Origin of the sequence: Shewanella bicestrii, from assembly GCF_002216875.1 — a bacterium.
GTDB classification, from domain to species: domain Bacteria; phylum Pseudomonadota; class Gammaproteobacteria; order Enterobacterales; family Shewanellaceae; genus Shewanella; species Shewanella seohaensis.
On record NZ_CP022358.1, the window covers coordinates 4,566,014 to 4,592,618 of the forward strand.

Annotated in this window: 22 protein-coding genes; 12 read left to right on the forward strand and 10 right to left on the reverse strand. The window is 42.9% G+C overall.

Translation table 11 applies throughout. From position 1 onward, the window contains the following. Positions 1-2: 2 nt before the first annotated feature. Positions 3-1,484 carry an o-succinylbenzoate--CoA ligase gene (gene menE, locus CF168_RS19995; protein ID WP_089068768.1) on the forward strand — a complete coding sequence of 494 codons (1,482 nt, stop codon included), beginning with the start codon at positions 3-5 and terminating at the stop codon, positions 1,482-1,484. Here menE and CF168_RS20000 read toward each other — a convergent pair. Continuing rightward, the gene (locus CF168_RS20000) at positions 1,462-2,706 is read right to left on the reverse strand and encodes an EAL domain-containing response regulator (RefSeq protein WP_089068769.1); all 1,245 of its coding nucleotides are present in this window, start codon (positions 2,704-2,706) and stop codon (positions 1,462-1,464) included. The two genes, menE and CF168_RS20000, sit on opposite strands and share 23 nt — an antisense overlap. Before the next feature lie 321 nt (positions 2,707-3,027). Here CF168_RS20000 and CF168_RS20005 point away from each other — a divergent pair, with 321 nt between their 5' ends. The 3 genes from CF168_RS20005 to CF168_RS20015 all read left to right on the forward strand — a co-directional run bounded on the left by CF168_RS20005 (position 3,028) and on the right by CF168_RS20015 (position 7,665). Beyond that, the gene (locus tag CF168_RS20005; RefSeq protein WP_089068770.1) at positions 3,028-3,651 is read left to right on the forward strand and encodes a response regulator transcription factor; all 624 of its coding nucleotides are present in this window, start codon (positions 3,028-3,030) and stop codon (positions 3,649-3,651) included. Further along, positions 3,648-7,226, forward strand: coding sequence for an ATP-binding protein (locus tag CF168_RS20010; RefSeq protein WP_089068771.1), 3,579 nt, complete (start codon positions 3,648-3,650; stop codon positions 7,224-7,226). Before CF168_RS20005 ends, CF168_RS20010 begins: the two co-directional genes overlap by 4 nt. Positions 7,227-7,521: 295 nt before the next feature. Further along, complete coding sequence (locus CF168_RS20015) at positions 7,522-7,665, forward strand: NirD/YgiW/YdeI family stress tolerance protein (RefSeq protein ID WP_089068772.1); 144 nt, start codon at positions 7,522-7,524, stop codon at positions 7,663-7,665. Between the two features lie 140 nt (positions 7,666-7,805). Here the strand turns inward: CF168_RS20015 and CF168_RS20020 are convergent, their stop codons facing one another. The 8 genes from CF168_RS20020 to ftsY all read right to left on the reverse strand — a co-directional run bounded on the left by CF168_RS20020 (position 7,806) and on the right by ftsY (position 17,696). Next, a complete protein-coding gene (locus CF168_RS20020) occupies positions 7,806-8,849 on the reverse strand; it encodes a type 1 fimbrial protein (RefSeq protein ID WP_089068773.1) in 1,044 nt (347 codons plus the stop codon). Then, complete coding sequence (locus CF168_RS20025; protein ID WP_167373672.1) at positions 8,824-9,519, reverse strand: fimbrial biogenesis chaperone; 696 nt, start codon at positions 9,517-9,519, stop codon at positions 8,824-8,826. The genes CF168_RS20020 and CF168_RS20025 overlap by 26 nt, the downstream gene beginning before the upstream one ends. Positions 9,520-9,521: 2 nt before the next feature. Further along, on the reverse strand, positions 9,522-11,897 hold the full coding sequence (locus tag CF168_RS20030) for a fimbria/pilus outer membrane usher protein (protein ID WP_089068775.1): 2,376 nt from the start codon (positions 11,895-11,897) through the stop codon (positions 9,522-9,524). A gap of 280 nt (positions 11,898-12,177) precedes the next feature. Next, the gene (locus tag CF168_RS20035; protein ID WP_089068776.1) at positions 12,178-12,738 is read right to left on the reverse strand and encodes a fimbrial protein; all 561 of its coding nucleotides are present in this window, start codon (positions 12,736-12,738) and stop codon (positions 12,178-12,180) included. Positions 12,739-13,240: 502 nt separating this feature from the next. Further along, on the reverse strand, positions 13,241-14,098 hold the full coding sequence (gene rpoH / locus CF168_RS20040) for an RNA polymerase sigma factor RpoH (protein WP_011624492.1): 858 nt from the start codon (positions 14,096-14,098) through the stop codon (positions 13,241-13,243). A 230-nt stretch (positions 14,099-14,328) separates the two neighbouring features. After that, positions 14,329-15,294: a permease-like cell division protein FtsX gene (gene ftsX, locus CF168_RS20045; protein ID WP_011624493.1), complete on the reverse strand. Its 966-nt coding sequence runs from the start codon at positions 15,292-15,294 to the stop codon at positions 14,329-14,331. After that, positions 15,291-15,992 carry a cell division ATP-binding protein FtsE gene (ftsE, locus tag CF168_RS20050; RefSeq protein WP_011624494.1) on the reverse strand — a complete coding sequence of 234 codons (702 nt, stop codon included), beginning with the start codon at positions 15,990-15,992 and terminating at the stop codon, positions 15,291-15,293. Before ftsE ends, ftsX begins: the two co-directional genes overlap by 4 nt. 3 nt (positions 15,993-15,995) lie before the next feature. Then, on the reverse strand, positions 15,996-17,696 hold the full coding sequence (ftsY, locus tag CF168_RS20055) for a signal recognition particle-docking protein FtsY (RefSeq protein WP_089068777.1): 1,701 nt from the start codon (positions 17,694-17,696) through the stop codon (positions 15,996-15,998). A gap of 213 nt (positions 17,697-17,909) precedes the next feature. Between ftsY and rsmD the strand changes: the two genes are divergently transcribed. Beyond that, positions 17,910-18,557 (forward strand): 16S rRNA (guanine(966)-N(2))-methyltransferase RsmD, encoded by a 648-nt coding sequence (rsmD, locus tag CF168_RS20060; RefSeq protein ID WP_089068778.1) that lies wholly within the window; start codon positions 17,910-17,912, stop codon positions 18,555-18,557. 1 nt (position 18,558) lies between these two features. Continuing rightward, positions 18,559-18,834, forward strand: coding sequence for a DUF1145 domain-containing protein (locus CF168_RS20065; RefSeq protein WP_089068779.1), 276 nt, complete (start codon positions 18,559-18,561; stop codon positions 18,832-18,834). Positions 18,835-18,905: 71 nt separating this feature from the next. Here CF168_RS20065 and cymA read toward each other — a convergent pair whose 3' ends face one another. Beyond that, positions 18,906-19,469, reverse strand: coding sequence for a NapC/NirT family cytochrome c CymA (cymA, locus tag CF168_RS20070; RefSeq protein ID WP_086902435.1), 564 nt, complete (start codon positions 19,467-19,469; stop codon positions 18,906-18,908). A 413-nt stretch (positions 19,470-19,882) separates the two neighbouring features. Here cymA and CF168_RS20075 point away from each other — a divergent pair, with 413 nt between their 5' ends. The 6 genes from CF168_RS20075 to CF168_RS20100 all read left to right on the forward strand — a co-directional run bounded on the left by CF168_RS20075 (position 19,883) and on the right by CF168_RS20100 (position 26,509). Then, complete coding sequence (locus CF168_RS20075; RefSeq protein WP_011624499.1) at positions 19,883-20,245, forward strand: hypothetical protein; 363 nt, start codon at positions 19,883-19,885, stop codon at positions 20,243-20,245. Between the two features lie 102 nt (positions 20,246-20,347). After that, positions 20,348-20,803 (forward strand): DUF2057 family protein, encoded by a 456-nt coding sequence (locus CF168_RS20080; RefSeq protein WP_089068780.1) that lies wholly within the window; start codon positions 20,348-20,350, stop codon positions 20,801-20,803. Between the two features lie 72 nt (positions 20,804-20,875). Then, on the forward strand, positions 20,876-21,352 hold the full coding sequence (locus CF168_RS20085) for a hypothetical protein (RefSeq protein ID WP_206191649.1): 477 nt from the start codon (positions 20,876-20,878) through the stop codon (positions 21,350-21,352). Positions 21,353-21,571: 219 nt separating this feature from the next. Next, the gene (locus tag CF168_RS20090; protein ID WP_089068782.1) at positions 21,572-21,832 is read left to right on the forward strand and encodes a heavy metal-binding domain-containing protein; all 261 of its coding nucleotides are present in this window, start codon (positions 21,572-21,574) and stop codon (positions 21,830-21,832) included. A gap of 21 nt (positions 21,833-21,853) precedes the next feature. Further along, a complete protein-coding gene (locus CF168_RS20095) occupies positions 21,854-23,362 on the forward strand; it encodes an efflux RND transporter periplasmic adaptor subunit (protein ID WP_089068783.1) in 1,509 nt (502 codons plus the stop codon). Positions 23,363-23,371: 9 nt separating this feature from the next. Next, positions 23,372-26,509, forward strand: a complete 3,138-nt coding sequence (locus tag CF168_RS20100; protein WP_089068784.1) for an efflux RND transporter permease subunit — start codon at positions 23,372-23,374, stop codon at positions 26,507-26,509. The last annotated feature ends 96 nt before the right edge of the window (positions 26,510-26,605 follow it).

Consider the following 26,605-nt stretch of genomic DNA (forward strand, 5'->3'; position numbering starts at 1 on the left):
CAATGTCCGAATCTCAAACATTGGCACCATCCCAATCCATTGCACAGCAAGGTATCTCGCCATTACATAGCGCGGCGCTCACCTCGCCCACACAAACGGCGGTTAAGTGTAATGGGCAAGACATCAGCTACGCCCGCTTAAGCCATATGGTGCAAGCCTTGGGTGAACAACTCACGCGCATCGGCGTTGGCCAAGGGCAACCACTGGCATGTATCAGCCGCAATAATCTAGAGATGATTTGCCTGTATTGGGCCTGCGTGGATATTGGCGCAATCTTCTTTCCTATCTCGCCCCGTTTTCCGCTGGCGCAAGTTCAAGGGCTTATCGATAGCCACCACATTCCTTTCTATTGGAGCGAAGCGGCGCCGGCCTTATTAGGCAGTCATCAACTCACGCTGGATTTTAGTCTCGATGCAGCACCTAGCGCCAACCTCGCCGCGACAGCTTTTGATATTTATCGTCCAAGTAATGTGATTTTAACCTCTGGCTCCAGCGGTTTTCCTAAGGCGGCCGTGCACAATCTTGCGAACCATATTGCCAATGCCGAGGGCGCCCGCAGCCTGATCCCGCTGGTCTCTGGTGATGCTTGGTTGTTGTCGTTACCCCTGTTTCATATTGGCGGCCTCGCCATTCTCAACCGCTGCGCCTTAGTGGCGGCGACGGTAGTGCTGCCGGATCAGACTCTCCCGCTGCAGGCACAAATCGAGCGCGACGGCTTAACGCATGCTTCCCTCGTGCCGACACAGTTACTCAATCTACTTGCCGACAAACAGGCTTCACTCAAGAGCATTAAAGCCCTGCTGCTCGGCGGCGGCGCAATTTCTATCGATTTGCTCAAACAGCTCGAACAGCGGCATATTGCCAGCTTTACCAGCTACGGCATGACTGAGATGGGCTCGCAAATCACCACAGGCCCAGCGCTAAGCGATGGCACCAGTGGCAAATTACTCCCAGGGCGTGAGCTCAAAATTGTCGATGGGGTGATTTGGGTGCGAGGAGATTGCTTATTTATGGGCTATCTCACGGATAATGGCATTGAAAAACCACTCGATGCCGAGGGTTGGTTTTATACCAAAGACAGGGGCGAATGGGATGCTAACGGCAATCTTAAGATCTTGGGCCGCGTCGATAATATGTTTATCAGTGGTGGCGAAAACATTCAGCCAGAGGAAATTGAAGCGGCGCTAAAACTGCATCCACTAATTGATGAGGCGATCGTCTTTCCTCTGCCAGACGTGACCTTTGGCCAACTCCCCGCCGCCATTATTCGTGGTGATATTATTCTCGGTGAGACAATCCACAGCAGTACAAGCCAAGAGATAAGCGCAATAGAGGCTGAACTTGAAGTCTTTCTCGCCGACAAAATCGCTCGCTTTAAACGACCACGTCGCTATTACCCTTGGCCAGAGCATGTCGAGCAAACGGGTTTAAAGGTGAATAGATCACAAATAGTTAATTGTATTAGTCACAACTCTCAAGACTAACCTCATTGTATTCCACTAGCTCAAGCCCAAGAGGGAAAAAACGCTGAATAAAAGTACGCTCATCAATCGGGCTAGAAAAACAAAAACCTTGCCCTATAGTGCACCCCAGCTGCTGTAATAGACTCAGTTGTGAATTCGTTTCTATTCCCTCGACAACAAGTTCCATGTTCAATGCCTGTGATAGTGCTATTACGCTGGAAATAGCCGCCTGACACCTTGGTTCAACACCTAACTCTCTAACAAAACAACTATCTAGCTTAATCTGTGAGAATGGCAACTCACACAAACGTGCTAAGGAGGAATAGCCAGCACCAAAATCGTCCATGGCAAGTTCGAAACCATACATACGGAGTCGGATGAGATTTTCCATGTTATATGCTGGAGCGGCTAACAATCCTGTCTCAGTAATCTCTAGAGTAATAAATCGAGGATGTATATTAAAACTCTTTACAATTTCGAAGATTTGATAGACTAGTGTAGGGCAATTAAGCTGAGATATATCAAGATTATAGGCCAATGAAATATGACGATTTGCTTGTTGCAATCTCTGTTGCAAACGACAGCCTTGTTCAAACAACTGCAAAAACAACTCATCGAGTAAACCATAAAATATTAAGGGTTCAATAAAAGTGGCGGGGGCCAATAGACCAAATTTAGGATGATGCCATCTCGCTAGTATTTCAGCCCCAGAGAGACTAAACCCCTCGACATCAAACTTAGGTTGATAAAAGCCAGAAAACTGCTTATTTTTCAAACCATTTTGAAGCTCTTCTAAGGAAACATCTTGAGGAGCTTTCTCTACTAGTGAGCGAAAAGTTATATTTCCATTCTTACCACGCAACTCTGCATACTTATCAAGCATAGTGTGTAAATTGTCTACAGAAGGACTTTGGTTCAAATCCCCTAGATATTCCAAATTAAGCATTTTAATCATTTGTGACACAGCACGCCTTAGCTCCATATCGATACAACTAAACAACATGACCGAAAAGATATTACATTTGGAACTTGCCTTGCGCAGAAAAGATAGACCATCCATTTCAGACATCATCAGATCACATATCACAATATCGGCCTGATGATTATTATCAAACCAAATCATTGCATCCTTAGCAGAGCCAAATGAAAATATATCAATTTCTGGAAAATATTTTAGATTACATTCAAGAACCGCACGCTGAAATGAATGCTCCTCTAAAATAATTATCCGAATTTTACTCATATTAAAAACCTTTAAATTACTTAAATCTAATAAAAATTATTTCTCTTCACGTGATTCGATAAAAACAATTAAAACATAACATGCTAAATTAGAAAGGTGCACGATACAAAATGACACAAATTTTAAATGGTTGAATAAACTCCAATGATTGCAACCAAATACCTCCATTTGCTTAATTCTATGGCAATAAAAAAAGAAAATTGCCGAACATGCTGTAGGAATGTTCTGAACATGCCTGTATCATTTCGCGGTTCATATTTACAAAGGGTAGAATTATAGAGGGTAAATAAAAGTGTTTCTCATTTTAAATGGAGTACGTGGATGAAGAAAAAAATACTAATTGTTGATGACCATCCTGTAGTCGTGCTAGCGTTAAAAATACTCCTTGAGAAAAGTGGATTTGAAGTCATCGGAGAAACTAATAACGGTGTTGATGCACTCAAACTCACAAGAGAGTTATCTCCTCATGCAATAATTCTAGATATAGATATCCCACAAATCGATGGTCTAGAGGTTATAGAAAGAGCACAGAAAATACCTTTATGCCCACCTATACTAGTATTAACAGCGCAACCATCTGAACATTTTGTTTTGCGCTGTATTACAGCTGGTGCAGCTGGATTTATTTCAAAAAATAAAGATCTGGTTGAAGTTTCAAGCGCCTTAAATGCTGTTATCTCAGGCCATTCTTATTTTCCTCTAATTAGGAAAAATAAAAATACTCAAGTAGATATCAATGAGTCCGACCTTATAAAAAAACTATCTACACGAGAAATGAGCGTACTTAGGCAACTTTCACTTGGGCTAACAAACAATGAAATAGCTGAAAAGATGCTGTTTAGCAATAAAACCATAAGCACATATAAAACAAGAATATTTGAGAAGCTTAACATTAGAAATATTGTTGATATAATAGAATTTTCTAAGAGAAATAACTTAGTATGAGATACTCCCTGCTCATTACCTACTTTTTTGTAAGTTTTATATTTTCAATATCATTAAGAGCTTATGAAATAAAAGAAGAAGCTGAAATAATAATAAAGCCCAACGAGCAATCTGAACTTAACATTCCGCTAGCGGCCGATGAAGAAAATATAAAATCACTATATAACGAGATCAATGTAGGCGTATCAATTTACAATTACCCGCCTTATGATGTTGTAAATCAAGGTAAAACATTTTATCAAGGAATTAGTGCAGAATACTTACAGATAATTTCTGATATTTTAGACATGGATATCAACATTAAATATTATCCATCACGAGATAGAGTTATAGCTGCCGTATTAAGTGGTGACGTCGATATCATTACCACTGCAAATGCCTTTGACAAGCTTTACGGACTAGTTTTGAGCGAACCCTATATTGAGGATAAACCCACAGTATTCCGTAGTAGTGATATAGGACCTCGTGCCGAAATAAAAACAATGGCAATGGCATATGAGTACCTTCCTGATGATACGATAAAAAATTTATATCCTAAAAGAAAACTCATAAAATTTCCAACTCGTGAAGCAGCAATCGCTGCCGTTGTTTTTGGTCAAGTCGACTCAGTGATTATTGATCTGGTTTCAGCAAATTACCTAGTCAACAATCATTTCCCTAACAAGCTTAAATTCGACTCAAATATTGCACTTAATCCTGAAGGTAATGCATTTGCCTCTACAGAGAAAAATCTTGAATTACTCACACTCATCAATAAAGCATTGGGGAACATTAATTTAGATAAAAAGATGCTCATACGCAAAAAATGGAGTGGTGGGGGCAACATAATCCCGCTACCTTCTGAACTTCCCATGTTTACCGATGAAGAGAAAGCATGGATCAAAACAAACAAGAATTTAACAGTATCCATCAACAAATACTCTGCGCCACTGACCTACATGGATAATGCCAATAATATTGATGGTTATGGTATTGAGATACTTGACTTAATCCAACTCTACTCTGGGTTAAAGTTTCATTATCAACTAACAGACAGATATTCAGAACATATCAGCTCTCTGTTTAGTAAAAGTGTTGACTTGGCAATTGTTAATGCTAATCATGTAATGAATGAAAATATTATCACAACTAAGGAATTTTCAAACTCCCCTTATGTTCTAGTAACTAAAAAAAACACAACCAATATAGAATTTGATTCAATTGTTGTTCCGGATGGCACGCTAAGCAAAACAGATATTAAAAATATTGACCCACATGCAGAGATCACAATATCGAATAGTTATATTGAATCTTTTTACAATATATCTACAGATGGTGCTGAAGCAACAATCGCTCCCATTATCCTTGCCGATTATTATATCACAAGCAACTTCAAAGATACTCTAAAAATAGCTAGAATTGTAGATGAAGTACCGAATATATCAATGGCATTTGGCGTAAACAGATCAAACACAATACTAAAAGATATTTTAGATAAAACCTTAAGCACTATACCTCCAGATGAAATACAGATGTCCGAAAATCGCTGGCATCGAAACGCTGTTCCTACCCATCAAAGCTGGATTGATTACAAGTATACGATTTATACTATAGTGATATTCTCTGCTATTTTAATTTTACTCTCTCTCATTTGGACTTTTTATACACGTTCAAATTATGCTGAAAAATTACAGGTTCAGGAACAGTTAAGTCAGCAACTTGAATTTTTGCAGCTTATCATAGACACATTACCTCATCCACTCTATGTAAGAAATATAAACCATGAATTAACTCTCTGTAATGAGAGCTATTTAAGAGTTCTCAATGTTGAAAAAGATCAAGTTATTAATAAGAGAATAAAAGACAGTATCGGTCCACATGTGGATCCAGCTAGTTTCGAACGTGACTATGTTAATGCCGCACATTCTGATGAAACTATTTTTATCAATAAAGAGTTTCTAATTGAGGGCAAAAACTACCATATACATCAGTGGATCAAGTCGAACACCGATAAGTCCGGAAAATTTCATGGAATTGTAGGCGGTTGGATTGATATCACCGAACATATACAGCTCGTCCAAGAATTAGAAGAAGCTAAGGAAGCCGCTGACAGTGCTAGCCAAGCCAAAAGCACTTTTTTAGCCACCATGAGCCATGAAATCCGCACCCCAATGAATGCCATTATCGGCATGTTAGAGTTAGCGTTAGCACGTGCCAATACCAAGCAATTCGATATCAATCACATTCGAATAGCTTATGATTCAGCCAATGACTTATTAGAGTTAATTGGGGATATTCTAGACATTGCTCGTATCGAGGCAGGTCAGTTAACCCTCTCCCCTACTCGCATAAATTTAAGATTGCTCGTCACCTCAGTCGTACGTGTATTCGATGGTTTAGCACGACAAAAGGGGCTTGTCCTCCAGCTTAATTTCGATCCTGTAATAACCTATGACGTATTGGCTGACCCCATGCGTTTAAAGCAAATTCTTTCAAACTTAATTGGTAATGCAATAAAGTTTACCGACACGGGTTTTGTCAGCATTAATGTTGCCAGTGAAATTGATAGCGAGAAGGGTCATAGGATTCTATTTACAATCAAAGATACTGGTATTGGAATATCTGCTGACAATCAACAAAAACTGTTCGCACCTTTTAGCCAAGTGAGTAACACAAAAAATACGCGCAGTGGAACTGGGCTAGGTTTAATGATCAGCAAGACTCTATGTGAAATGATGAATGGTTGTCTAAAACTTGAAAGCATAGAGGGTGAAGGCACAACCATTTATATGCGGCTCCCACTCGTAAAACTAGAACAAGCTTACGATATAAACACCGAAGTCGAATATGACGAGCTCCACAACGCAGATGCACTCAATATTCTGATCGTTGACGACCATCCTTCAAATCGCTTACTGCTATCGCAACAGCTACAGCATTTAGGACATTACGTTGAAGAAGCAGAAGACGGCAATGTTGGTTTAACTATGTTCAGTAACAGTGAATACCATTTCGTAATTACCGATTGCAATATGCCAGTGATGAGTGGTTATGAACTAAGCAAAGAAATTCGTCAAATTGAAGATAAATGCAGGTTTAAGCCAGTCATTATTGGCTACACGGCGAATGCTCAGAAAGAGGCTAAAGAGGCCTGCCTGGCTGCGGGGATGGACGACTGTATATTCAAGCCAATTAGCTTGAATGACCTAGATAAAACCATTAAAGCCTTTAAGCAGGATAAGTGTTCATCAACGGGTTTCGATCCTAAGACGATTAGCAATCTCACGGGCAATAATAAAGAACTCGATTATAAGTTACTCAGCGAACTGCTAAAAACCAATCAAGAAGATCTACAATGCTTGCAGTTAGCCTTAACTGAAGAGAATGTAGAGTTGATGAAAAAGCATGCACACCGGATTAAAGGAGCTGCCAAAATTATCAATGCAACTAAGGTTGTCTTTGACTGTGAAATGTTAGAAAGCTGTGCTGATAACACAAAGCTAGCTCACCATGTTAATAAAATGAAAAAATCGATATTGAGCCTAGAAAATGAAATTAAAGCCTATTTAGAATACCAAACTAATGGAAATCACTAAATGCTAGTGATTTCCAAAATAAACTGGGCTTCACGCCTATATTTTAATAGCAGTAATTTAATTTAAACCTCGTAATTATTAGATATTTAAAATATTACTCTTCGTTATACGCAAGCAAGATGATTTATATAACTTAGTAAGTAAAAACGTTTGCTATTATTATTTATTTTTTGTTTTCATGTCAGGGGTGGTCTCAGCAGGATTTGGCAGCCAAAGCGTAAATAAGGTGTCTACACTGAAATCAGCGTTATAAGCTAAAGATGGTATCTATGTAGAACTTACAGGCTATATTGTTATGTCAGTATATGAGGATAATTATCTATTCAAAGATGATAGTGGAGAAATTAAGATAGAAATAGATAATCATGAGGGGAAAGGTCAAAATGTGACTCCTAATGATAAAGTAACGATTATAGGAGAAGTTGATGCTGAATGGTAAACATCTAAAATTGATGCAGATAGTGTTAAAAACAAATTTTATCCTTATGAATAATTGCAACCTTAAAGTTATAAAGCTCACTCAAGCATGACGTGTAAGCTTTATAACTAACATAACAAGGTTAAATAAAAACCAAATATCTAATAATATGTCATTTGATAATTAATAGTAAATGAAAAATCACCTTGTGCTGATTCACTTAGCGCTTCAAACAATCCTAAATAAGTGATGGTATGTGATGAAGATAATTCTTGTATTTTTAACTCATTTTCAATACCAAAGATTACAGGATTGCCTGCTGTATCTGTGATACGCATATTTGTTCTAACGCCATTTTCATTTGAAAAGTGTAAAACTTCGTTATTTTGATCTAGGTTAACATTTGAGCTGGATGCATTAGTAAATTTTGTCTTTGTATTATTGCTAACACTCACAGGGTCTGCACAAGATAAATAAATTGAGAATGGTTTTGGAAATACTCTTCCAGAGTAAATCTCACCTACCTTAATATTGGTATCGCTTGTTATAGTACAAGTGCTATCATAAACATAGATATCAGTCCAAAGATTATAATTTGAAAATACGTTATTTCTTGCAGAACCATCTGTAAAAATAATATTAAAAGGGTCTTCAAGAGTTACTCGTCTAGTCGAACCGGCAGAAAAACTACCTCCCGCTCCACTTCCTATGTAACCATTTTTGTCAGCCATAAACAGTGGCACTCTTAAAGAACCTCTGTAGAAGCCATCTTCTGAGACTTCATTGGCATTAAAATGTTTTAAATACACATTATTCCCTTGTCCAGTTACAGTTTCTCTCGTCAATAAAGATTGATGAACAAGCCCCCAAGTATTTGTCCTATAAGCTTCTCCTCCTCCATAGCTATTATTTAAATTGTACGTGGCTAAGCTCATTCTTTTACTTGTGTTTGAAAATGGCTTGCAAATATAATCAAATTCTAAAAAAATTATCCCTTGACTCTCATTACTACTTGACGTTTTATTTCCGAATACCAAACCTTTTCCTTCGAAACTGGATCTAAGATTTGTCCCTTCGCATGTTCCATTATTTGTAGGGAGGGCAAAAGTAGTCGCAGAAAAACTTGCACAAATAAGCAAAATCAATTTTACAAATATATTAAAGTGCATCCTAAATTTATCATCTGACATTATTTTCATATACATATTCTATTCCACCATAATCATTAATAATCCCATGTTTAACCCTTATTATTCCTTTTTTTATATCATCAGGAATAAGATATATTTGCTCTCCAAATGGCGGAACCATATTAAATCTATCTGGAAAATCATATCTTTCATCATTTAAGATACTTAGTTCACCCATACTTAAATAGTAAGGACTATCATTCGATGCAACTAAGTAGTCTTTATCATCTTTCTTACGTAATGAAAATCTTAAATTTTTTGATGCTTCCTCTAATCCTGCTCGCGCCAAACTTTCTGGTCTAACGATTACTTTAATACGGCTACGAATCGCCATTTTGAGTGTATTGTGTGACTCTGTTTTACTTGGAATTTCTTGAATATTGAGCCAAAAAATGCTTTCTCTATCGTTAGGTAACATGGCAGTGATAGGCGCCAAGCGCACAATTCCTTTCTCCATACCTTGCATTTCAAAAATTGGAGGAGTAATAACAATAGGCAATTTTTTTCTGTTACCAGACAAATCCTCAAGCCAACTCTGAACCAAGTAATTAGCATTTGATGTATTAATAATATCGACTTTATATTCACCTTCTGTACCAATCACTTCACGGGTGTAAACAGGTTTTACGCTTGCATAAGTATTAAAGCTTAGCCATAAAATACTTGCTATCAATATCGCCTTCAAAACTATTCCTCGCACAAAACATTTATTAGATCATTCAAATTTTCATTATTATTTTTCATATCTACATTAAAATGACATATGTTATCTTCACCAATGTAAAAATAATTATCTTTACCAGACTTTAGTCCCGGTATGTAAACTATATTATCAGTTCCAACAAAAGAGATTCGATTACCACTTGTTTTCTCAAATACAGGCTGCGTAAAGAAGTCTACCTTAGAGTCAATAGATACCAATTTACGCACACCCACACGAGCTTTTACAGGTACTAATATCGTTGCCCCTCTTCTAGGGACAAACCCTCCGGTCCCATTTGAAACTGATACATTAGGGCTTCTTGAGGTATCAATATTTATTTGGTTATATCCATAGGGAACTGGATAGGGAACAACACCAATTCCATTGGAATTAGTTTGACTGTTAATATCATTGTTCAAAATAACTCCCTCTGCACCGTCTCCAAAATCAAAAATAGCAGTAGTTTCACCAACTTGAGGAGCTAAAACAATACCATCTTCATATCCAATAATTCCCCCAAAACCAGATAGGGTTAGCTTTTCACTACTTTCAGCGAGGTCAACCCGTGCGCCAAAATAACCATATTTCGAGTTATTGTTCAATGAGCCAGATACTCCATATGTAGTATTATCTACACCAGAGTTCGTTAATACTGAAAGGTTATAGGTTGTATTGTTGCTCGCATGTGTTAAGCCTAATGTATTATTCAAGCTTCCATTGTTATTCCCTGACAAGTAATCCGAAACCGTTGTTCTATTTTTATCACCAAAAGGTACAGATATATTAAGCCCATAACTTATTTCTGAATCATTATCATTGTAATAATCCTTACTAATATTTATACCTACAGTCGCAGTACCTAGCATAAAATTGAAAGATGAATAAAGACTTTCATCCGCCCTTACTGACCGATCATGATATGAGTTTCGCCTATATCCAAAATATAGATAATAATCTCCTATCTTTTGATTCATTGATATATCAATTTTATTTTTTATATTTAAATAACTTCCTGTGTATTCAAGATACTCTTGCAATGTCGTGAAGTTTTTTGAGCGATATTGGGTTCCAGCAAATTGTATTCCAGTATCTGTATTTTCAATATATTTTGCATAAGATGCCTGCAACATGTACCCCTCATTAAACTCGTCTGAACTGGATAATCCTGCTCCAAGAGAAAATGCACCAATATCTTCTAAGTCAACTGTAGAATTTGACTCTAGATAACGATAGCCATCTGATAAAATAAAGCTTGCCTCTTGTGTAAAGCGCGAAAAGCCATAAGCAAACTTACCTGTAACTAGATAAGGTTCCTCAGCAAATGAACCGGTGCTTCTATACTTACCCAAAGAGAAGCTATAGTCATATGCACCTGACTTAAGCATATTTGGTAGTTTTGAGTAAACGACCCCTTTCTTTCTGACCGTACCATCTGATTCCTCAATTACCAAAATTAATGTAGAACCTACGGCTTGAATATCAAGATCTGAAATAACAAACTCACCAGTAGAAAATATTTTACTGAAAACGACTTTATCACCATCCATAATTGTGACCTTAGACGATGCCGAATTAACTCTATCCTTAATAATTGGAGCATATGAATTCCACTTTGGGTTTAACATCTGTTCTGATAAGGATATTCTTATTCCAGTTAATGGAATAGAGGAATTAACATTACTTCTAGAGGATGTTGAAACCTCACCAAAGCTTAATTGTGATGAAATACTATCAATGTCGGTATATGTATATAGGTCGCCTACATTATAGCTAGAAAAGCTATCAGCCCTATAATATGAAGAACTACCTACAAATCGCCACCGACCTAAACTTGCTAATCCATTTACAGCGATATAACCATTATTAGCACCACTTGTATCTGCAGCTAAATAACTATTGTAATTTAGTTTTGCATGATTAATGCCATGATCCCATAATTCCTTGTTTGCTTTAAATTTACGATCAAGCTTTATTTTATTGACATCAGGTATATGGAGAGTGACTGTGGAACGACTTGAAGAATAATCAAAAGCCGCGTCCTCACTAATGTCTTCCATGATATAGCAGGATTTTGGCTCCAGAGGTTTCATGATGCCAAGAATGGCTAACTGTTTCTTAGTAAAACATGGAACAACATCTTCATAAACACTAATGAACTCGACTTTCATCGTAAGATCATAGATATTATCTAGCGTAACTCCAACTGAATGATAACCAGGTTCAAGACCAAACTTCAACCAATCAGCCCCAATAGACTCAGATGTCCCACTAAGAAAGTCTAAATCATACTCACCAGAGCCAATACTCCCATGACTATAGGCTGAAATAAAAAGTGGGAAAATGAATACTAGCCTAATCACTTGTGGTTCCTCTGAATCAACTTAAGAAATTCTAAGCGATGAATAAAGGTAAAAATCTAGAAATGGAATATAAAACAGAATAAAACAATAAATTTTAGATAGAGAAATAGCACTCTAATCATATTAAATCATAAGTAGGAAATCACTAGATATATTATTTAAATAATTATTTTAATTAACATTTAAGCTATTAATTAATTCAAAATAAAACTAAACAATAATTCAGAAATTAAATTATTTTATAAGGATAAGCATTACGCTTATCCTTATAAATATTTAATTAGTTATACTCGACAGAATAAGTTGCAACGGCAGTTACATCACCCGTGGTCACTGCAGAACCAGAAGTATTCACATAGGCTACATTATAGTGCAGTTCTAATGCTGCTGGCGTTTCACCTTTAGCAGGAATGGTATATTGCTTATCTTTGTTAGAACCATTATTGATATCAATAATAGTAGAACCATCTTGCTGTAAAAGCTGTAAACCCACACCAATTGCAGCATTATTTGCAGCAGTGTTTTTTAGCACATAGACGTTATTTTCATCCGATGTACCAACGAAAGCAATGCGTACTTTCTCAGCTTCTGTCGTTTGAGATTCACAGTTTTCTAATTTGATTGAAAATGCAGTATGACCAGCTTTATCCCCTAAGGTGCTACCGATAGCCGATGTAGAAATACTTGGCAAGTTTACAGTAAAATCCTTAGCCGAAGCACTTACATCACAAGATGCTTTTACTACTTTACCGTTAAAAGTGATCTTGCCATCTGCAGCATTCACTTGTGAGCTCATAGCCAAAGTAACTAAACCTGCAACCATTAAAATTTTTGCTTTCATCGAAAACCCCTTATTAGATTCAAATACTCTTGTAAACTGTTACCAAGGTTTTTAACAACAATGTCGTTTCGACCAAGAGTCTTTAACAGTTCAAAATTACTCAATACGTGGACTAAACCATCGAGATTGCCTTAACTGTCTGCCATATTGGGACTTAGACATTGCTCATATCTAAAGCTAAGGCACTAGAGGTACTATTGATTCAAAAATATCGAAATCATCAAATAACACTCTGGTGATCATTACTTTCCACATTACTGTTTAAATCATGCCAACTGACGCTGGAGATAAATTTACCAATATCAACCAGGAGTCAAAATCAGACAAGGATGATCAACAGGTAGGAATTTTCCTACCTCAATACTTAATAAATGCACCATAGGTAACGATTATCTATACCGTTTTGAAATCTATCGAGTAAAAGCAGTTAGCAATAGAGGTGATTTCAGGCACAAAAAAACCTGCCGCAGCAGGTTTTTTTATGTTCTCACGCCGAGCCTAATTAGGCTTCCATACAAGCCTTAAGCTTGTTCATGGCGTTTTTCTCTAACTGGCGAATGCGCTCAGCCGAGACTTGATAGGTTTCTGCCAATTCCTGCAGTGTGGTTTTATCATCGTCTAGCCAACGGGCACGCAGAATATGCTGACTACGCTCGTCTAAGGTTTTGATGGCCGATAATAAACGACCTTGGGCATTGGATTCCCAGTTATCGTTTTCGATGTTTTCGGCTAAATCCGACGAATGATCTTCAAGATAATGCACAGGGGCAAAATCCTGCTCATCATCGTTATCACTGCTGAGGTCAAACGCAGGATCCTGCGCCGCCATACGTGATTCCATCTCAGTCACATCGGCCTTAGATACACCTAAGTTTTCTGCCACCATTGCGACTTCATCATCGCTAAACCAACCGAGGCGAGTTTTCGCTTTACGGATATTAAAGAACAATTTACGTTGTGCTTTGGTGGTTGCGACTTTAACAATGCGCCAGTTTTTCAGCACATATTCGTGAATTTCAGCTTTAATCCAGTGCACAGCAAAAGACACTAGACGAACGCCCACATCGGGATCGAAGCGCTTAACCGCTTTCATCAGACCGATGTTGCCTTCTTGGATCAAATCTGCCTGTGGCAGACCGTAACCTGAGTAGCCCTTAGCAACGTGCACCACAAAACGTAAGTGCGACATAATCAGTTGCTTCGCCGCTTGCAGATCACCCGTTTCCTGCAAACGCTTGGCTAACTCATACTCAGTCTCAGCGTCTAACATTGTCATGCTAGTCACTGAATGGATATAAGCTTCTAAACTACTGCTGCCCTGAGGGACTGTTAGTGCCATTGATTGCGTTTGAAAGGTCATTCGCGCTCCTACTCTCTTACTACTTATCAAATATAAGTCGATTTCATCCTGTGGTTTAACTCAAAACACCTTGAGGATGAGCTGACGAACTATCGGCTAATTGACAGAGTATGTCAACCTTCGCTCGTCAGGGGTGTTACTTTTAACCCCGTTGAATAGACATTGCAAGTGAACAAAAGTTCATCGCTTGCCTTGTCTACTCGTATTTTCAAACGATAAGCGATTGATCATTAAGAAGGTTCAATCGCTCTTAAATGTTGCCTTACCGAAAGGTAAGAACCCAGCCAACCTAAGAAGGAAGCTAAGCCCACTAATTGTAGCAGTTCGGTAAAGGTCAAAGACTTCATCTCTAACTGACTGCCGTACAAACCGAGCAGCTCAGCGAGGGCAGAATCTAGATACCAAACCAATAAGTTAATAATAAGCCATGCCAATACGCCGCCAATGACCCCGTACCAAATGCCCGTATAAAGGAAGGGACGTTGAATAAAGGACTCAGTGGCGCCAACCAGCTTCATCACTTCAATTTCGGTGCGACGGTTCATAATCGCTAAGCGAATGGTGTTACCTATCACCAACACCACGGCGAGTACCAGTAGGGCTGCAATCGCCATCACGGTACGTTCGAGTAAGCGCACTACGGCTTGCAGACGCTCTAGCCATTCGATATCTAAGCGGCCAAAACTGATTTCAGGCTCGCGCTCCAGCTTAGACAACAACTCACGGGCACCCACTGGGGTCGAATAACGCTGAGTCGGCGTCACGGTAATCACCGCTGGCAGCGGGTTTTTATCGAGATAGGCTAACGCTTCACCAAACCCCGACAGACGCTGAAACTCTTCGAGCGCTTGATTGCGGTCGATATACTGCACCTTTTCTACTTCGGCATAGGCTCGGATGCGGGTCAGTAAACTTTGAATTGTCTGCTCGCTGCGATTTTCATCGATAAACAGTGAAATCTCCGCCGCGCTGTTCCAAGAGCTAGTAATGGTCTCGGCATTTTTAACTAATACTTGCAGCGCCGCAGGTAAGCTTAGACTCACACCGAGAACCGCCATCGTCATCAGAGAAGAAACTGGGCTGCGCCACAACTCACCCATACTCGCCATGGCTTGCTGCACATGACGAATAAAAAACATCACGATACGCCCAGAGATGGGCAACTTGCTGCGCGTTAATTTAGCGTTGTCACTCATTGCGCATCACCTCGAGCAGTCGCGTGTCCATGGTGTAATTCCTGTGCGCCGAGCATACGCCCTTGTTTCAGGGTAAAAGTGCGGTACTTCATCCGCGCAATCAGCCCCAAATCGTGGGTAGCGATAAGCACGCTAGTGCCTGCATCGTTAAAGGTTTCGAATAAGCGCAAGATATCCATCGACAACTTAGGGTCCAAGTTGCCCGTCGGTTCGTCGGCCAGCAATAGTGGCGGTTTATTCACAATGGCGCGGGCGATACCGACACGTTGCTGCTCACCACCGGATAACATAATGGGGTTATGGCGCTCTTTGCCATACAAACCCACCATATCCAACGCGCCAGCGACACGTTTGCGGATCTCACCGTGGGAGAAACCTTCAATCACTAACGGTAAGGCCACGTTGTCGAATACGCTTCTGTCCATCAATAGATGATGGTTTTGGAAAATCATTCCAATATTGCGGCGCAAATAGGGCACGTGTTTAGGGCTGATTTTGGCAATATCGTGGCCATTAATCGCCACCCGGCCAGTGGTTGCACGCTCGATCACTGTGATTAATTTCAACAGGGTACTCTTACCCGCGCCCGAATGGCCGGTTAAGAATGCCATTTCACCTTTTTGTAGATGAAAATTCACCTCTTCCAGTGCCATTTGGCCACCAGGATAAATCTTACTGACCTGCTGAAAATCAATCATAAATTAGCTATCCGCTTTCTCTTGAGTGAACAAGGCATCAATAAATTCTTTAGAATTAAAGGTACGCAAATCATCAATTTGCTCACCCACGCCAATATAGCGCAGCGGGATTTTAAACTTGTCGGCAATCGCAAACACCACGCCGCCCTTGGCGGTACCGTCGAGCTTGCTGATGGTCATGCCGGTGACGCCAACAGCCTCTTGGAATAGCTGCGCTTGGCTAATGGCATTTTGGCCCGTGCTCGCATCTAAGGTCAGCATCACTTCGTGTGGCGCCTCTGGGTCGAGTTTCTTCATCACCCGCACCACTTTCTTTAACTCTTCCATCAGATGCGACTTGTTTTGCAGACGACCGGCGGTATCGGCAATCAAGATATCAATCTTACGGGCCTTGGCCGCTTGCAGCGCATCGAAGAGTACCGAGGCACTGTCGGCGCCCGTATGCTGAGCCACCACGGGAATATTATTACGTTGACCCCAAACCTGTAATTGTTCAACGGCTGCTGCGCGGAAGGTATCGCCCGCCGCTAACATCACAGACTTACCCTGACGCTGATATTGCTTCGCCAGTTTACCGATAGTGGTGGTTTTACCCACACCGTTAACGCCAACCATTAGAATCACATAGGGGCCGTTAGCATTTTCAGGCACTAAAGGAATAGCGACAGGATCGAGCGTCTTCTGCATTTCATCACGCAGCAGATCATAGAGCGCTTCGGCATCCTTTAGTTGCTTGCGAGATGCGTGTTCGGTCAGGCTTTGGATAAGGCGTGAAGTAGTCTCGACACCCACGTCGGCGATTAACAGCTGCTCTTCCAACTCTTCAAACAGATCATCATCGATTTTTTTACCACGAAATAACCCGATGAAACCGCTACCAATATTTTCGCTAGTGCGCATCAAGCCGCGTTTTAGTCGCGCGAAGAAGCTTTCTTTGGCGGGTTTTGCCTGAGGTTCGGGTTGTTGTTCAAGGGGGTGTTCAGCTTGGACCTGTTCAGCGGCAACTCGCTCTGCTTCTGCTTGGGCTTCTGCAGCAACTCTTTCGGCTTCTGCTTTTTCTGCGGCTAACAGCTCTGCCTGAGCTTGCTCCGCCGCTAAACGCGCGGCTTCGGCCGCCTGTTGTTCGGCTAAACGTGCTGCTTGCTCTTCGGCAACACGCTGGGCTTCCGCTTCTGCTTGAGCTTTTGCGGCTTGTTCTGCAGCAACTCTTTCGGCTTCTGCTTGTTCAGCGGCTAACTGTTCTGCCTGCGCTTGCTCCGCCGCTAAACGCGCGGCTTCGGCCGCTTGTTGTTCGGCTAAACGTGCAGCTTGTTCTGCGGCAACTCTTTCCGCTTGTGCTTTTTCAGCGGCTAACTGCTCAGACTGCGCTTGCTCCGCCGCTAAACGCGCGGCTTCGGCTGCCTGTTGTTCGGCTAAACGTGCTGCTTGCTCTTCAGCAACACGCTGGGCTTCTGCTTCTGCTTGGACTTTTGCCGCTTGTTCTGCGGCAACTCTTTCCGCTTCTGCTTTTTCGGTCGCTAATTTGTCGGCTAAAGCCTGTTCGGCAGCCGCCTTTTCAGCCGCGAGACGGGCTTCTTCAGCTTGCTGCTTTGCTAATGCTTCGGCTTGCTCGGTTTGCGATGGAGTAGAGACTGGGGTTTGCTCGACAACCTCATCTTGTGATTTATCTTTACGAAACCAGGAGAAAAAACCTTTCTTTGCCATGTGTAATTCCAGCGCTCTACTTCAGTGTTGAATTTAAAATAAGACCCTGCCGTTATACCAGATTACCGCGGCAATTACGCCCAAAAAGTCGGCAATTAGTTCTGCTCTATCAGCCTTCTCACCTTTTACTAGGAGTTTGATATAAAATAGTGGCCTTTATTAAGGTGGCATAGTCTACCACTTTCTTTCTTCAGGCAAAATCACGGGGGCACTTTGGCTAATAATCGTGCAAACAACAAGCAAGTGACCAAGAGTCAAACGGCCAATAAGAAAGCCGGTAGTGGCCAAGTGCGGATCATTGCCGGGCAATGGCGTTCGCGCAAACTGCCCATCCATGATTTAGACGGCCTGCGGCCGACCACAGATAGAGTCCGCGAAACCCTATTTAACTGGCTTGCCAATGATATAGCCCATGCAAGGGTGCTCGATTGCTTTGGTGGCAGCGGAGCCTTGGCGCTTGAGTCTCTCTCTCGCTATGCAAGTTACGCCAAGATTATCGAGTTGCAACGTCCTGCCGCCATGCAACTTAAAGCGAATCTCAATACCCTCAAGTGCGACAATGCCGAGGTACTCAACGCCGATACTTTAGTCGTGCTGCAAAATGGCTGCGAGCAAGGGTTTGACGTGGTGTTTATCGATCCGCCTTTCCGCAAAGGCTTGGCAGAAAAAACCATTCAACTATTGGACAGCCAAGGTTGGCTTAATGATGGCGCGCTAATTTATGTGGAGATTGAGTCGGAATTAACTCAAATGGCAGTCCCTGCAACTTGGCAACCGCTCAAGGATAAGACCGCAGGACAAGTCAGCTATCGCTTATATCAATACCAAGCCGAAGACTCTCAGGCTAACACCGAGGAATAGCATGTCGTTTCTGATCAATATGGGCAAAGCCATTACCTTAATCGCGTGGCTGATGATGGCTTATAACCTTGTTATGCCTTTTGCAGGTAATATCGGCATTATTCTCAATATCTTGCTCGGCATTACTTGCCTGATGCATTGCTTCCAAGTTGCCATCTTCCATATGCTGTTTAAAAACCTGCTGATGCTACGCAAGCAAGATTACCTGCAAGTGTTTATCTTCGGCGTATTTAGCCTTTTGGCTTTTCGCAAACAGGTTTTATCCCAATCCAATTAATGCTCGGCGAAGCAAAAAGCCCTCTTTCGAGGGCTTTTAATTTTCATATTAAGCTATTGAAGCGCTAAACCTTATCCTTTTGGATAGGGGTGAGCGACACCTTTGTGACAATCCACACAGGTCTTTCTTGCTTCAGGATCTTTCTTGAAGTTGTTGCTGTGCATTCTCACAGCCATTGGCTTCATAGTGTCAGGCTGGTTCTCGTAAATACGAGTATGGCAGTGTTGGCAGTTTGCAGAGTCATTACCACGGAAGTAAGCCAATGCTTTGTCTGCTTGCTCTTTGCGGTTTTCGTCTAACCAAGCTTGAGTGTTAAAGCCATCGATCGTTAAGAAACCGTATAAGTCTTTAGATACGATGATCTTCTTAATTAAGTAATCCACTGGACCGTGTGGTAAGTGGCAGTCTTGACACTGTACTGTCACACCCGCACGACCACCGCCGTGGGCAGAAGCTAACACTTCATCTTTCAACGAGTGGTTGCTATGGCAGCTCATACAGAATGCGTCTTCGCTTGTCGCATGTAAGGTTTGCTGGGTTGCAAAGTAGCCCACAACACCGACAACAATACCGACGACGATCAGCGCCAGGATGGAATATTTTGCGCTTGGTTTAAATAGTGCACGCCAGTTCATCACTCTATCTCCAAAAAATATTGTCAAAATTAGTTTTTATAAGACTATTTTATATTTTTTCATTTATTAGAAATTTGATTTTAAGCCTAAAAATGCCCATTAATTTAAACTTAAAAGTGCAAAATGAGACTTAGGTCTAACTCTTAATACATAACTCACTCAACCCAGCTTAGCAGAGCTTGAAGGTACTTCAACTCACGCTAATACATTAATCATTATGCTAAGCGACCAATGATTAAGTACTACCTTATGAAGCTAAGGCAATGAAATCATTTTTAGAATACAAAAATGTGATCAAGGCGACATTTAACCTGCAAAGCCGCTGTGTGATACATAAAAAAACAAAATAAATATGAAACTTTTCACCAACTTTAAAGGTCATTAGAGGTAGGCATTATTTTAAGTGAGTTTTTATGGCTAAGTTTTGGATCACCATAGCACTGTTATTTTCACTTATCGCCCAATCGGCGATGGTGAATGCTATGCCAACTTCAGCGATGAATGACTTCCACGATACGCCCAGCATGCAAATGGTCGATGGCAAGATGAAGTGTACTATGCCCGATTGTCCTTCGGACGAATGCATGTTGCATTGCCAAGACTCCCTCACCAACCACTGTAAAACCCATTGTCTCGCACAACTTTATCTCTCTACGTCACAACCCCAACTCGCACTGATGAATCATGCGAGTAAGCGTATTGCAGTCCAAAGCTGGGCGATTCAAACGGCTGATCTCGGGTTAACCACACCCCCTCCCAACTCCAATTTGCTGTAACCGATCTGTTTTAAGTTTTAGCAATTAAACCGATTCAATATTCCGCGATGATGACGCCACGATTGCGCGCTCACGCGATATAGCAAATTTTTGGAGTTTATTATGAAAACCACTTTAATCAACAAAACCTTAGTTGGCGCGACTTTAATCATGAGCACTCTGGCGATTAGCATGACGGCTAACGCAGCAACCCTAAAAGGTACAGAAACACTCAATGTTGTCAGCATTAATGGCCAAGCCACTAAAGCGTTTAAACCCGTTGAACTGCCCGAAGGTAAAGTGCTGGTTGAAGTTAAATATCAAGATGTATTCAATTACCGTGCGGACGACAGCGGCACTTGGGTGAAGTCGGAACCTTTATTCTTTACCTTAGATGTTGCATCTCAGTCTAATTACCAAATTAGCACGCCTAAATTAGTCAGTGAGGCGGATGCGAGACGTTTTATTAAAAATCCCAGCATTCAATTAAGTGTGGATGATGCGTCACCACAGCCACAGCCATTGCAAAACCACAGCCAATTAATGGCGGATATGTTGGAAAACCATCCCTCAAAATAATTAAACCGTAGGAGTTTATAAACAGGGGCATTAACTGAAATGTGAGTTAACTCATTGCAGGATAATGCCTCTATGTTAAAATCTAGCCGTTCATTATTTGGAATATTTATGCATCACACACTAGGTCGTTCACTATTAGTCATATTCACTTTACTCGCACTCGTCGGGCAAAGTGTTGCGTCTAATGGTCATGCGCTGGTGATGCGCTCTATGGAAATGAGCGCTATGGTTCATAACCCTTCCAGCCAAGGAATGGACCATGCCGCCATGATGCAGATGAACACAGAGAACCGAGCTGATTCAGGTGCAATGGCCAGTACAGATTGCTGTAACGATCAAATGCTTCCCGGCGCGAAGCAGCACTGCTGTGATGGCACCACATCTTGTCTTAATGACTGTGGACATTGTTTAACGATTTCAGTTGCCGGCACTCTTTTCAGCCCACACCTTTGGCCCAGTGTTGGACTGAGTGATACCCCAGTGGCCACTCCTATGCCTCATTTCCACTCTATCTCCCTGTCTTCGGCCTTTAAACCGCCGATAGCCTAGCCTCATTGTGCCCTTTTTTCAGGGCGAACAAAGCTAACAATTTATTTCGCCGTTTATTGTGGTGCACTAATAACTCAGCACCCAGAGTAAAGCAAAAGCGTAGTACTGATCCCGCTGACCGCTATGGCAGCCCTATTCGCGCAGGTTATCGGCGCAGAATAAAACCAGTCACGTTTTATGCACTCATATTCGGCTACCAAACCCGATGGAGTGAACAATATGAAAACCTTAACTAATCTTGCCTTAGTTGCATTTTTAATGACCAGCACCAGTGTGTTTGCTACGGCAACGCCCCATGAGCACCACCATGACAATACAGCGCCACAGGAACAAGCTCAAACCTATGTTTGCCCTATGCACCCAGAAGTGACAGGTAACAAAGGTGACACTTGCCCTAAATGTGGCATGAATTTAGAGCCAAAAGCGACTGAAGAGAAAATGGCTGACGGTGCAATGCACAAAGACCACGCGCACCACTAAGCTAGGCTGGAGATGAGGCATATGAAGCAATTTAATAAAGTAAAAAAGCCGGGCCCTAAGGCTGTATTGATACTCAGCAGCCTACTGATGGGGACGCCTTGGTTAACCCAAGCGCAGCTCGTTAATGCCGCAACACAAGCTGAAGCGGGCCACGAACATGCGCACGATACTAACAGCGCAAATCAAGTCAAAACCTACACTTGCCCAATGCACCCCGAGGTTGAAAGTCACGAACCCGGTCGTTGCCCTAAGTGCAATATGTTCCTCGTTGAGAAGGAAGAAGAGGAAGAGGCAAGCACTGCCGGCCAACATGCGGATCATCAAGCCAGTGGCGCAAGCCAAAATGCGGCGCAAGTCTTTGATACACCAACGCCTAAAGCCAATAGCTTAGTCAAGAATCAAAGTTCAGGGGCAACCATAAAATACGTCTGCCCTATGCACGCCCACATTATTAGTGATGTGCCAGGCACTTGCCCTATCTGCGGCATGAATTTAGAAAAGGTTGAAACCGGCGGTAATACCCAAGAAATCAACCTCAATGTCTCGGGCAGCATGCAACAGGCACTTGCACTGAAAGTGGCCGAGGTTAAACGCGATACCCTATGGAAATTTGTCGAAACCGTCGGTCAAATAGACTACGACGAGAGCCAAATCAACCATGTGCACGCCCGTGTTACTGGCTGGATTGAAAAGTTGATGATCAAATCCGTTGGCGACTCAGTCAAAAAAGGCCAGCTGTTATACGAGATCTATTCACCCGATCTGATTAACGCCCAGGATGACTATCTGTTAGCGCTCGATACCGCCAAGTCTGCGGGTAATGGTAGCCGTTATCAGGATTTAGTCCGTAAAGCGGGATTACGCTTGTCACTACTTGGAATGAATGAAAAGCAAATTCAACAACTTGCCGACTCACGTCAGACCCAGTACCGCGTGCCTTTCTATGCCCTGCAAGATGGCATTGTCAAAGCACTCGATGTACGCGATGGCATGTATATCCAACCCTCTACTGAGGTAATGTCGGTTGTCGACCTTTCCAAAGTGTGGGTGATCGCCGATGTGTTTGAAAACGAACAAAGCTGGATTGCCCTAGGGCAGAAAGCCGAAGTCTCTGTTCCCGCCATGAATATCAGCGGTATCGAAGGCACCATTGACTATATCTACCCAGAGCTTGACCCCATCACCCGCAGCTTAAGAGTGCGTGTGGTGCTGAATAATACCGATGTCTCCCTCAGACCTAAGACGCTTGCCAAGGTCTCGCTCTTCGGCGGGCCGAATAAAGATGTGTTAGTGATCCCGCAGGAAGCCCTGATCCAAACGGGTAAAGAAAACCGCGTGATAGTGAAACAGGCCGACGACAGCTTTACCGCTAAGGCCGTGACGGTCGGCATGATGAGCCAAGGTAAGGCCGAGATTGTCTCGGGTCTCAGTGAAGGTGAACGCGTGGTGACATCGGGACAATTCCTACTCGACTCCGAGGCCAGCCTCAAGGGCAGCTTAATGCGTCTAAGCAGCGGCCATCAGCACTAGGAGCGGATTATGTTGAAATATATTATTGAGTCCTCGATCAGACAAAGGCTCATGGTGTTGATTATCGCCATGATGATCACTGTCTGGGGGATACAGGAGCTGCGTAAAACGCCACTCGATGCCCTACCGGACTTATCCGACGTGCAGGTGATCATTAAGACTCCTTATCCGGGGCAAGCGCCAAAATTGGTTGAAGAACAAGTGACTTACCCACTCTCAACCGCCATGTTAGCCGTGCCCGGTGCAAAAACCGTGCGGGGTTTCTCGATGTTTGGTGACTCTTATGTGTATGTGATCTTCGAAGATGGCACCGACATCTATTGGGCGCGTTCGCGGGTGTTGGAGTATTTAAGCCAGATCAGCAGTCGCTTACCTCAAGGGGTACAACCCTCTCTCGGCCCCGATGCTTCAGGCGTGGGTTGGGTATTTGAGTACGCACTGGTCGATCGCTCCGGCAACTTAGACCTGTCGCAACTGAAAAGCTTGCAAGATTGGTATCTCAAACTCGAGCTACAAAGTGTTGCCGGCGTCTCTGAAGTTGCGACCGTCGGCGGCATGGAACAAACCTATCAGATCGTGCTTGAGCCGGACAAAATGGCGATTTATAAGCTCGACATCGCCGCCGTTAAGCAAGCGATCGATAAAGCCAACAGCGAGGCAGGTGGTTCTGTGGTCGAAATGGCCGAAGCCGAATACATGGTGCGCGCTAAGGGTTATCGCCAAACCTTAGAGGATTTCCGTGAAATTCCTTTAGGGATCACTAGCCCATCCGGCACAGGCTTGTTGCTGAAGGATGTTGCGACCGTCCGTAAAGGCCCAGCTTCTCGCCGTGGTATTGCCGAGCTAGATGGCGAAGGCGAAGTCGTGGGCGGTATTGTGGTCATGCGTTACGGTGAAAACGCCCTCGCAACTATCGATGCGGTCAAAGCCAAACTTGAAGAGTTAAAAACCGGTCTGCCTGACGGCGTGGAAATCATTCCAACCTATGACCGTTCGCAACTGATCCAAAAGTCCGTCGACAACCTATTCAGCAAAGTGGTCGAAGAAATGCTGGTCGTGGGCTTAGTGTGTCTGCTGTTTTTGCTGCATGCGCGCTCAACCTTAGTGGCCGTTATCACCTTGCCACTGTCGATTCTCATCGCCTTTATTGTGATGAACAAAATGGGCGTGAATGCCAACATCATGAGCCTTGGCGGTATCGCCATTGCTATCGGTGCGGTCGTTGACGGTGCCATCGTTATGATCGAAAACCTGCACAAACATTTGGAGCATTTTAAAGCCGAGCACGACCGTGAGCCTTCGGTAAAAGAGCATTGGCGTATTGTGACCGAGGCTTCGATTGAAGTCGGCCCAGCGCTATTTTTCTCGCTGATTATCATCACCTTAAGCTTTGTGCCCGTCTTCGCGCTAGAGGCACAGGAAGGACGCTTATTCGCACCGCTCGCCTACACCAAAACCTTTGCTATGGCGGCGGCCGCATTTTTATCTATTACCTTAGTGCCGATTCTCATGGGTTACTTTATCCGTGGAAAAATCCCAAGCGAGCGCAGTAACCCTATCAGTCGCGTGCTGATTGCCCTGTATCAACCGGCATTAAAACTGGTGCTTAAGTTCCCTAAAGTCACCATAGTGCTTGCCTTAGTGGCATTGGCGAGCGCTTGGTATCCTATGACGCGCATGGGTAGTGAGTTTATGCCCGCCCTCGAAGAGGGGGATTTACTCTATATGCCAACGGCACTGCCTGGGATCAGCGCCAGTAAAGCCGCCGAAGTGCTGCAACAGACCGACCGTTTGATTAAAACCGTCCCTGAAGTGGCCCGCGTATTCGGCAAGGTCGGCCGCGCCGAAACCGCAACCGATCCCGCGCCGCTGACCATGCTTGAAACCACGATTATGCTCAAACCCCATGACGAATGGCGTGAGGGCATGACCTTAGACGGCATCATTAATCAGCTGCAGCAAACGGTGAAAGTGCCCGGCCTAACCAACGCTTGGGTGCAACCAATTAAAACTCGTATCGATATGCTGTCGACGGGGATTAAAACCCCCGTGGGGATTAAGATCACTGGCGCCGATGTCAATGAGCTACAAACCCTAGGCGCTAAGATTGAGGCTATCTTAAGTAAAGTGCCGCACACCAAATCGGCCTACGCCGAACGCAGTGGTGGCGGTCGCTATATTGATATCAGCCCCAAACTCGATGTAGCCGCCCGCTATGGCATGACACTACAGGATATCCAAGATGTAGTACGTTACGCGATTGGCGGTATGGATATTGGTGAGTCGGTACAGGGCTCAGAGCGCTACCCCATCAACCTGCGTTACCCACGCGAACTGCGTGACAATATCGAGAAACTGCGCGAACTGCCGGTGATCACTAAATCAGGCCATTATTTGCCACTGCGTAACTTGGCCGACATCGAAATTACCGATGGCGCGCCAATGCTTAAAAGCGAAAACGGCCGGTTAATTTCGTGGGTGTTTATCGATATCGAAGGCACTTCAATTGGTGAATATATCGCGGCCGCCAAAACTGCCTTGGATGAGGAACTCGTGGTCCCAGCCCGTTACAGCTACAGCTTTGCGGGTCAGTACGAGTACATGCAGCGGGTCGACGCTAAACTCAAGCAAGTGATCCCCATGGCACTCGGGGTGATCTTTATCCTGCTGATGATGACCTTTGGCTCGACCATGCAGGCCAGCATTATTATGCTCAGCCTTCCCTTCGCCCTCGTGGGTAGCACTTGGCTGTTGTATCTACTCGACTACAACATCTCGGTCGCCGTCGCCGTGGGGATGATCGCCCTTGCGGGGGTCGCCGCCGAATTCGGGGTGGTGATGTTGGTGTACCTCAATAACGCCATTAAACATCGGCAGGAGAAGAACACCTACCACACAGTCGAGGACTTAAAAGAAGCCTTGATTGAAGGTGCGGTAATGCGTATTCGTCCAAAGGCGATGACAGTAGCAACCATCTTCTTCGGCCTTTTGCCCATCATGTGGGGTGCGGGTTCGGGTAACGATGTAATGCAAAAAATCGCCGCCCCTATGGTCGGCGGTATGGTGACAGCACCGATATTGTCGCTGTTTGTTCTGCCTGCACTGTATCTGTTGATCTACGCTCGCCAAATCAATAAAGCAGAATAACTCTTTGCCTTAACTCACCATAACCCCTAGCGAGATTAACGCTAGGGGTTATGTTTTTTTGAATTCGAAGTAGCTTTTCAGTCCATATCCTATTCG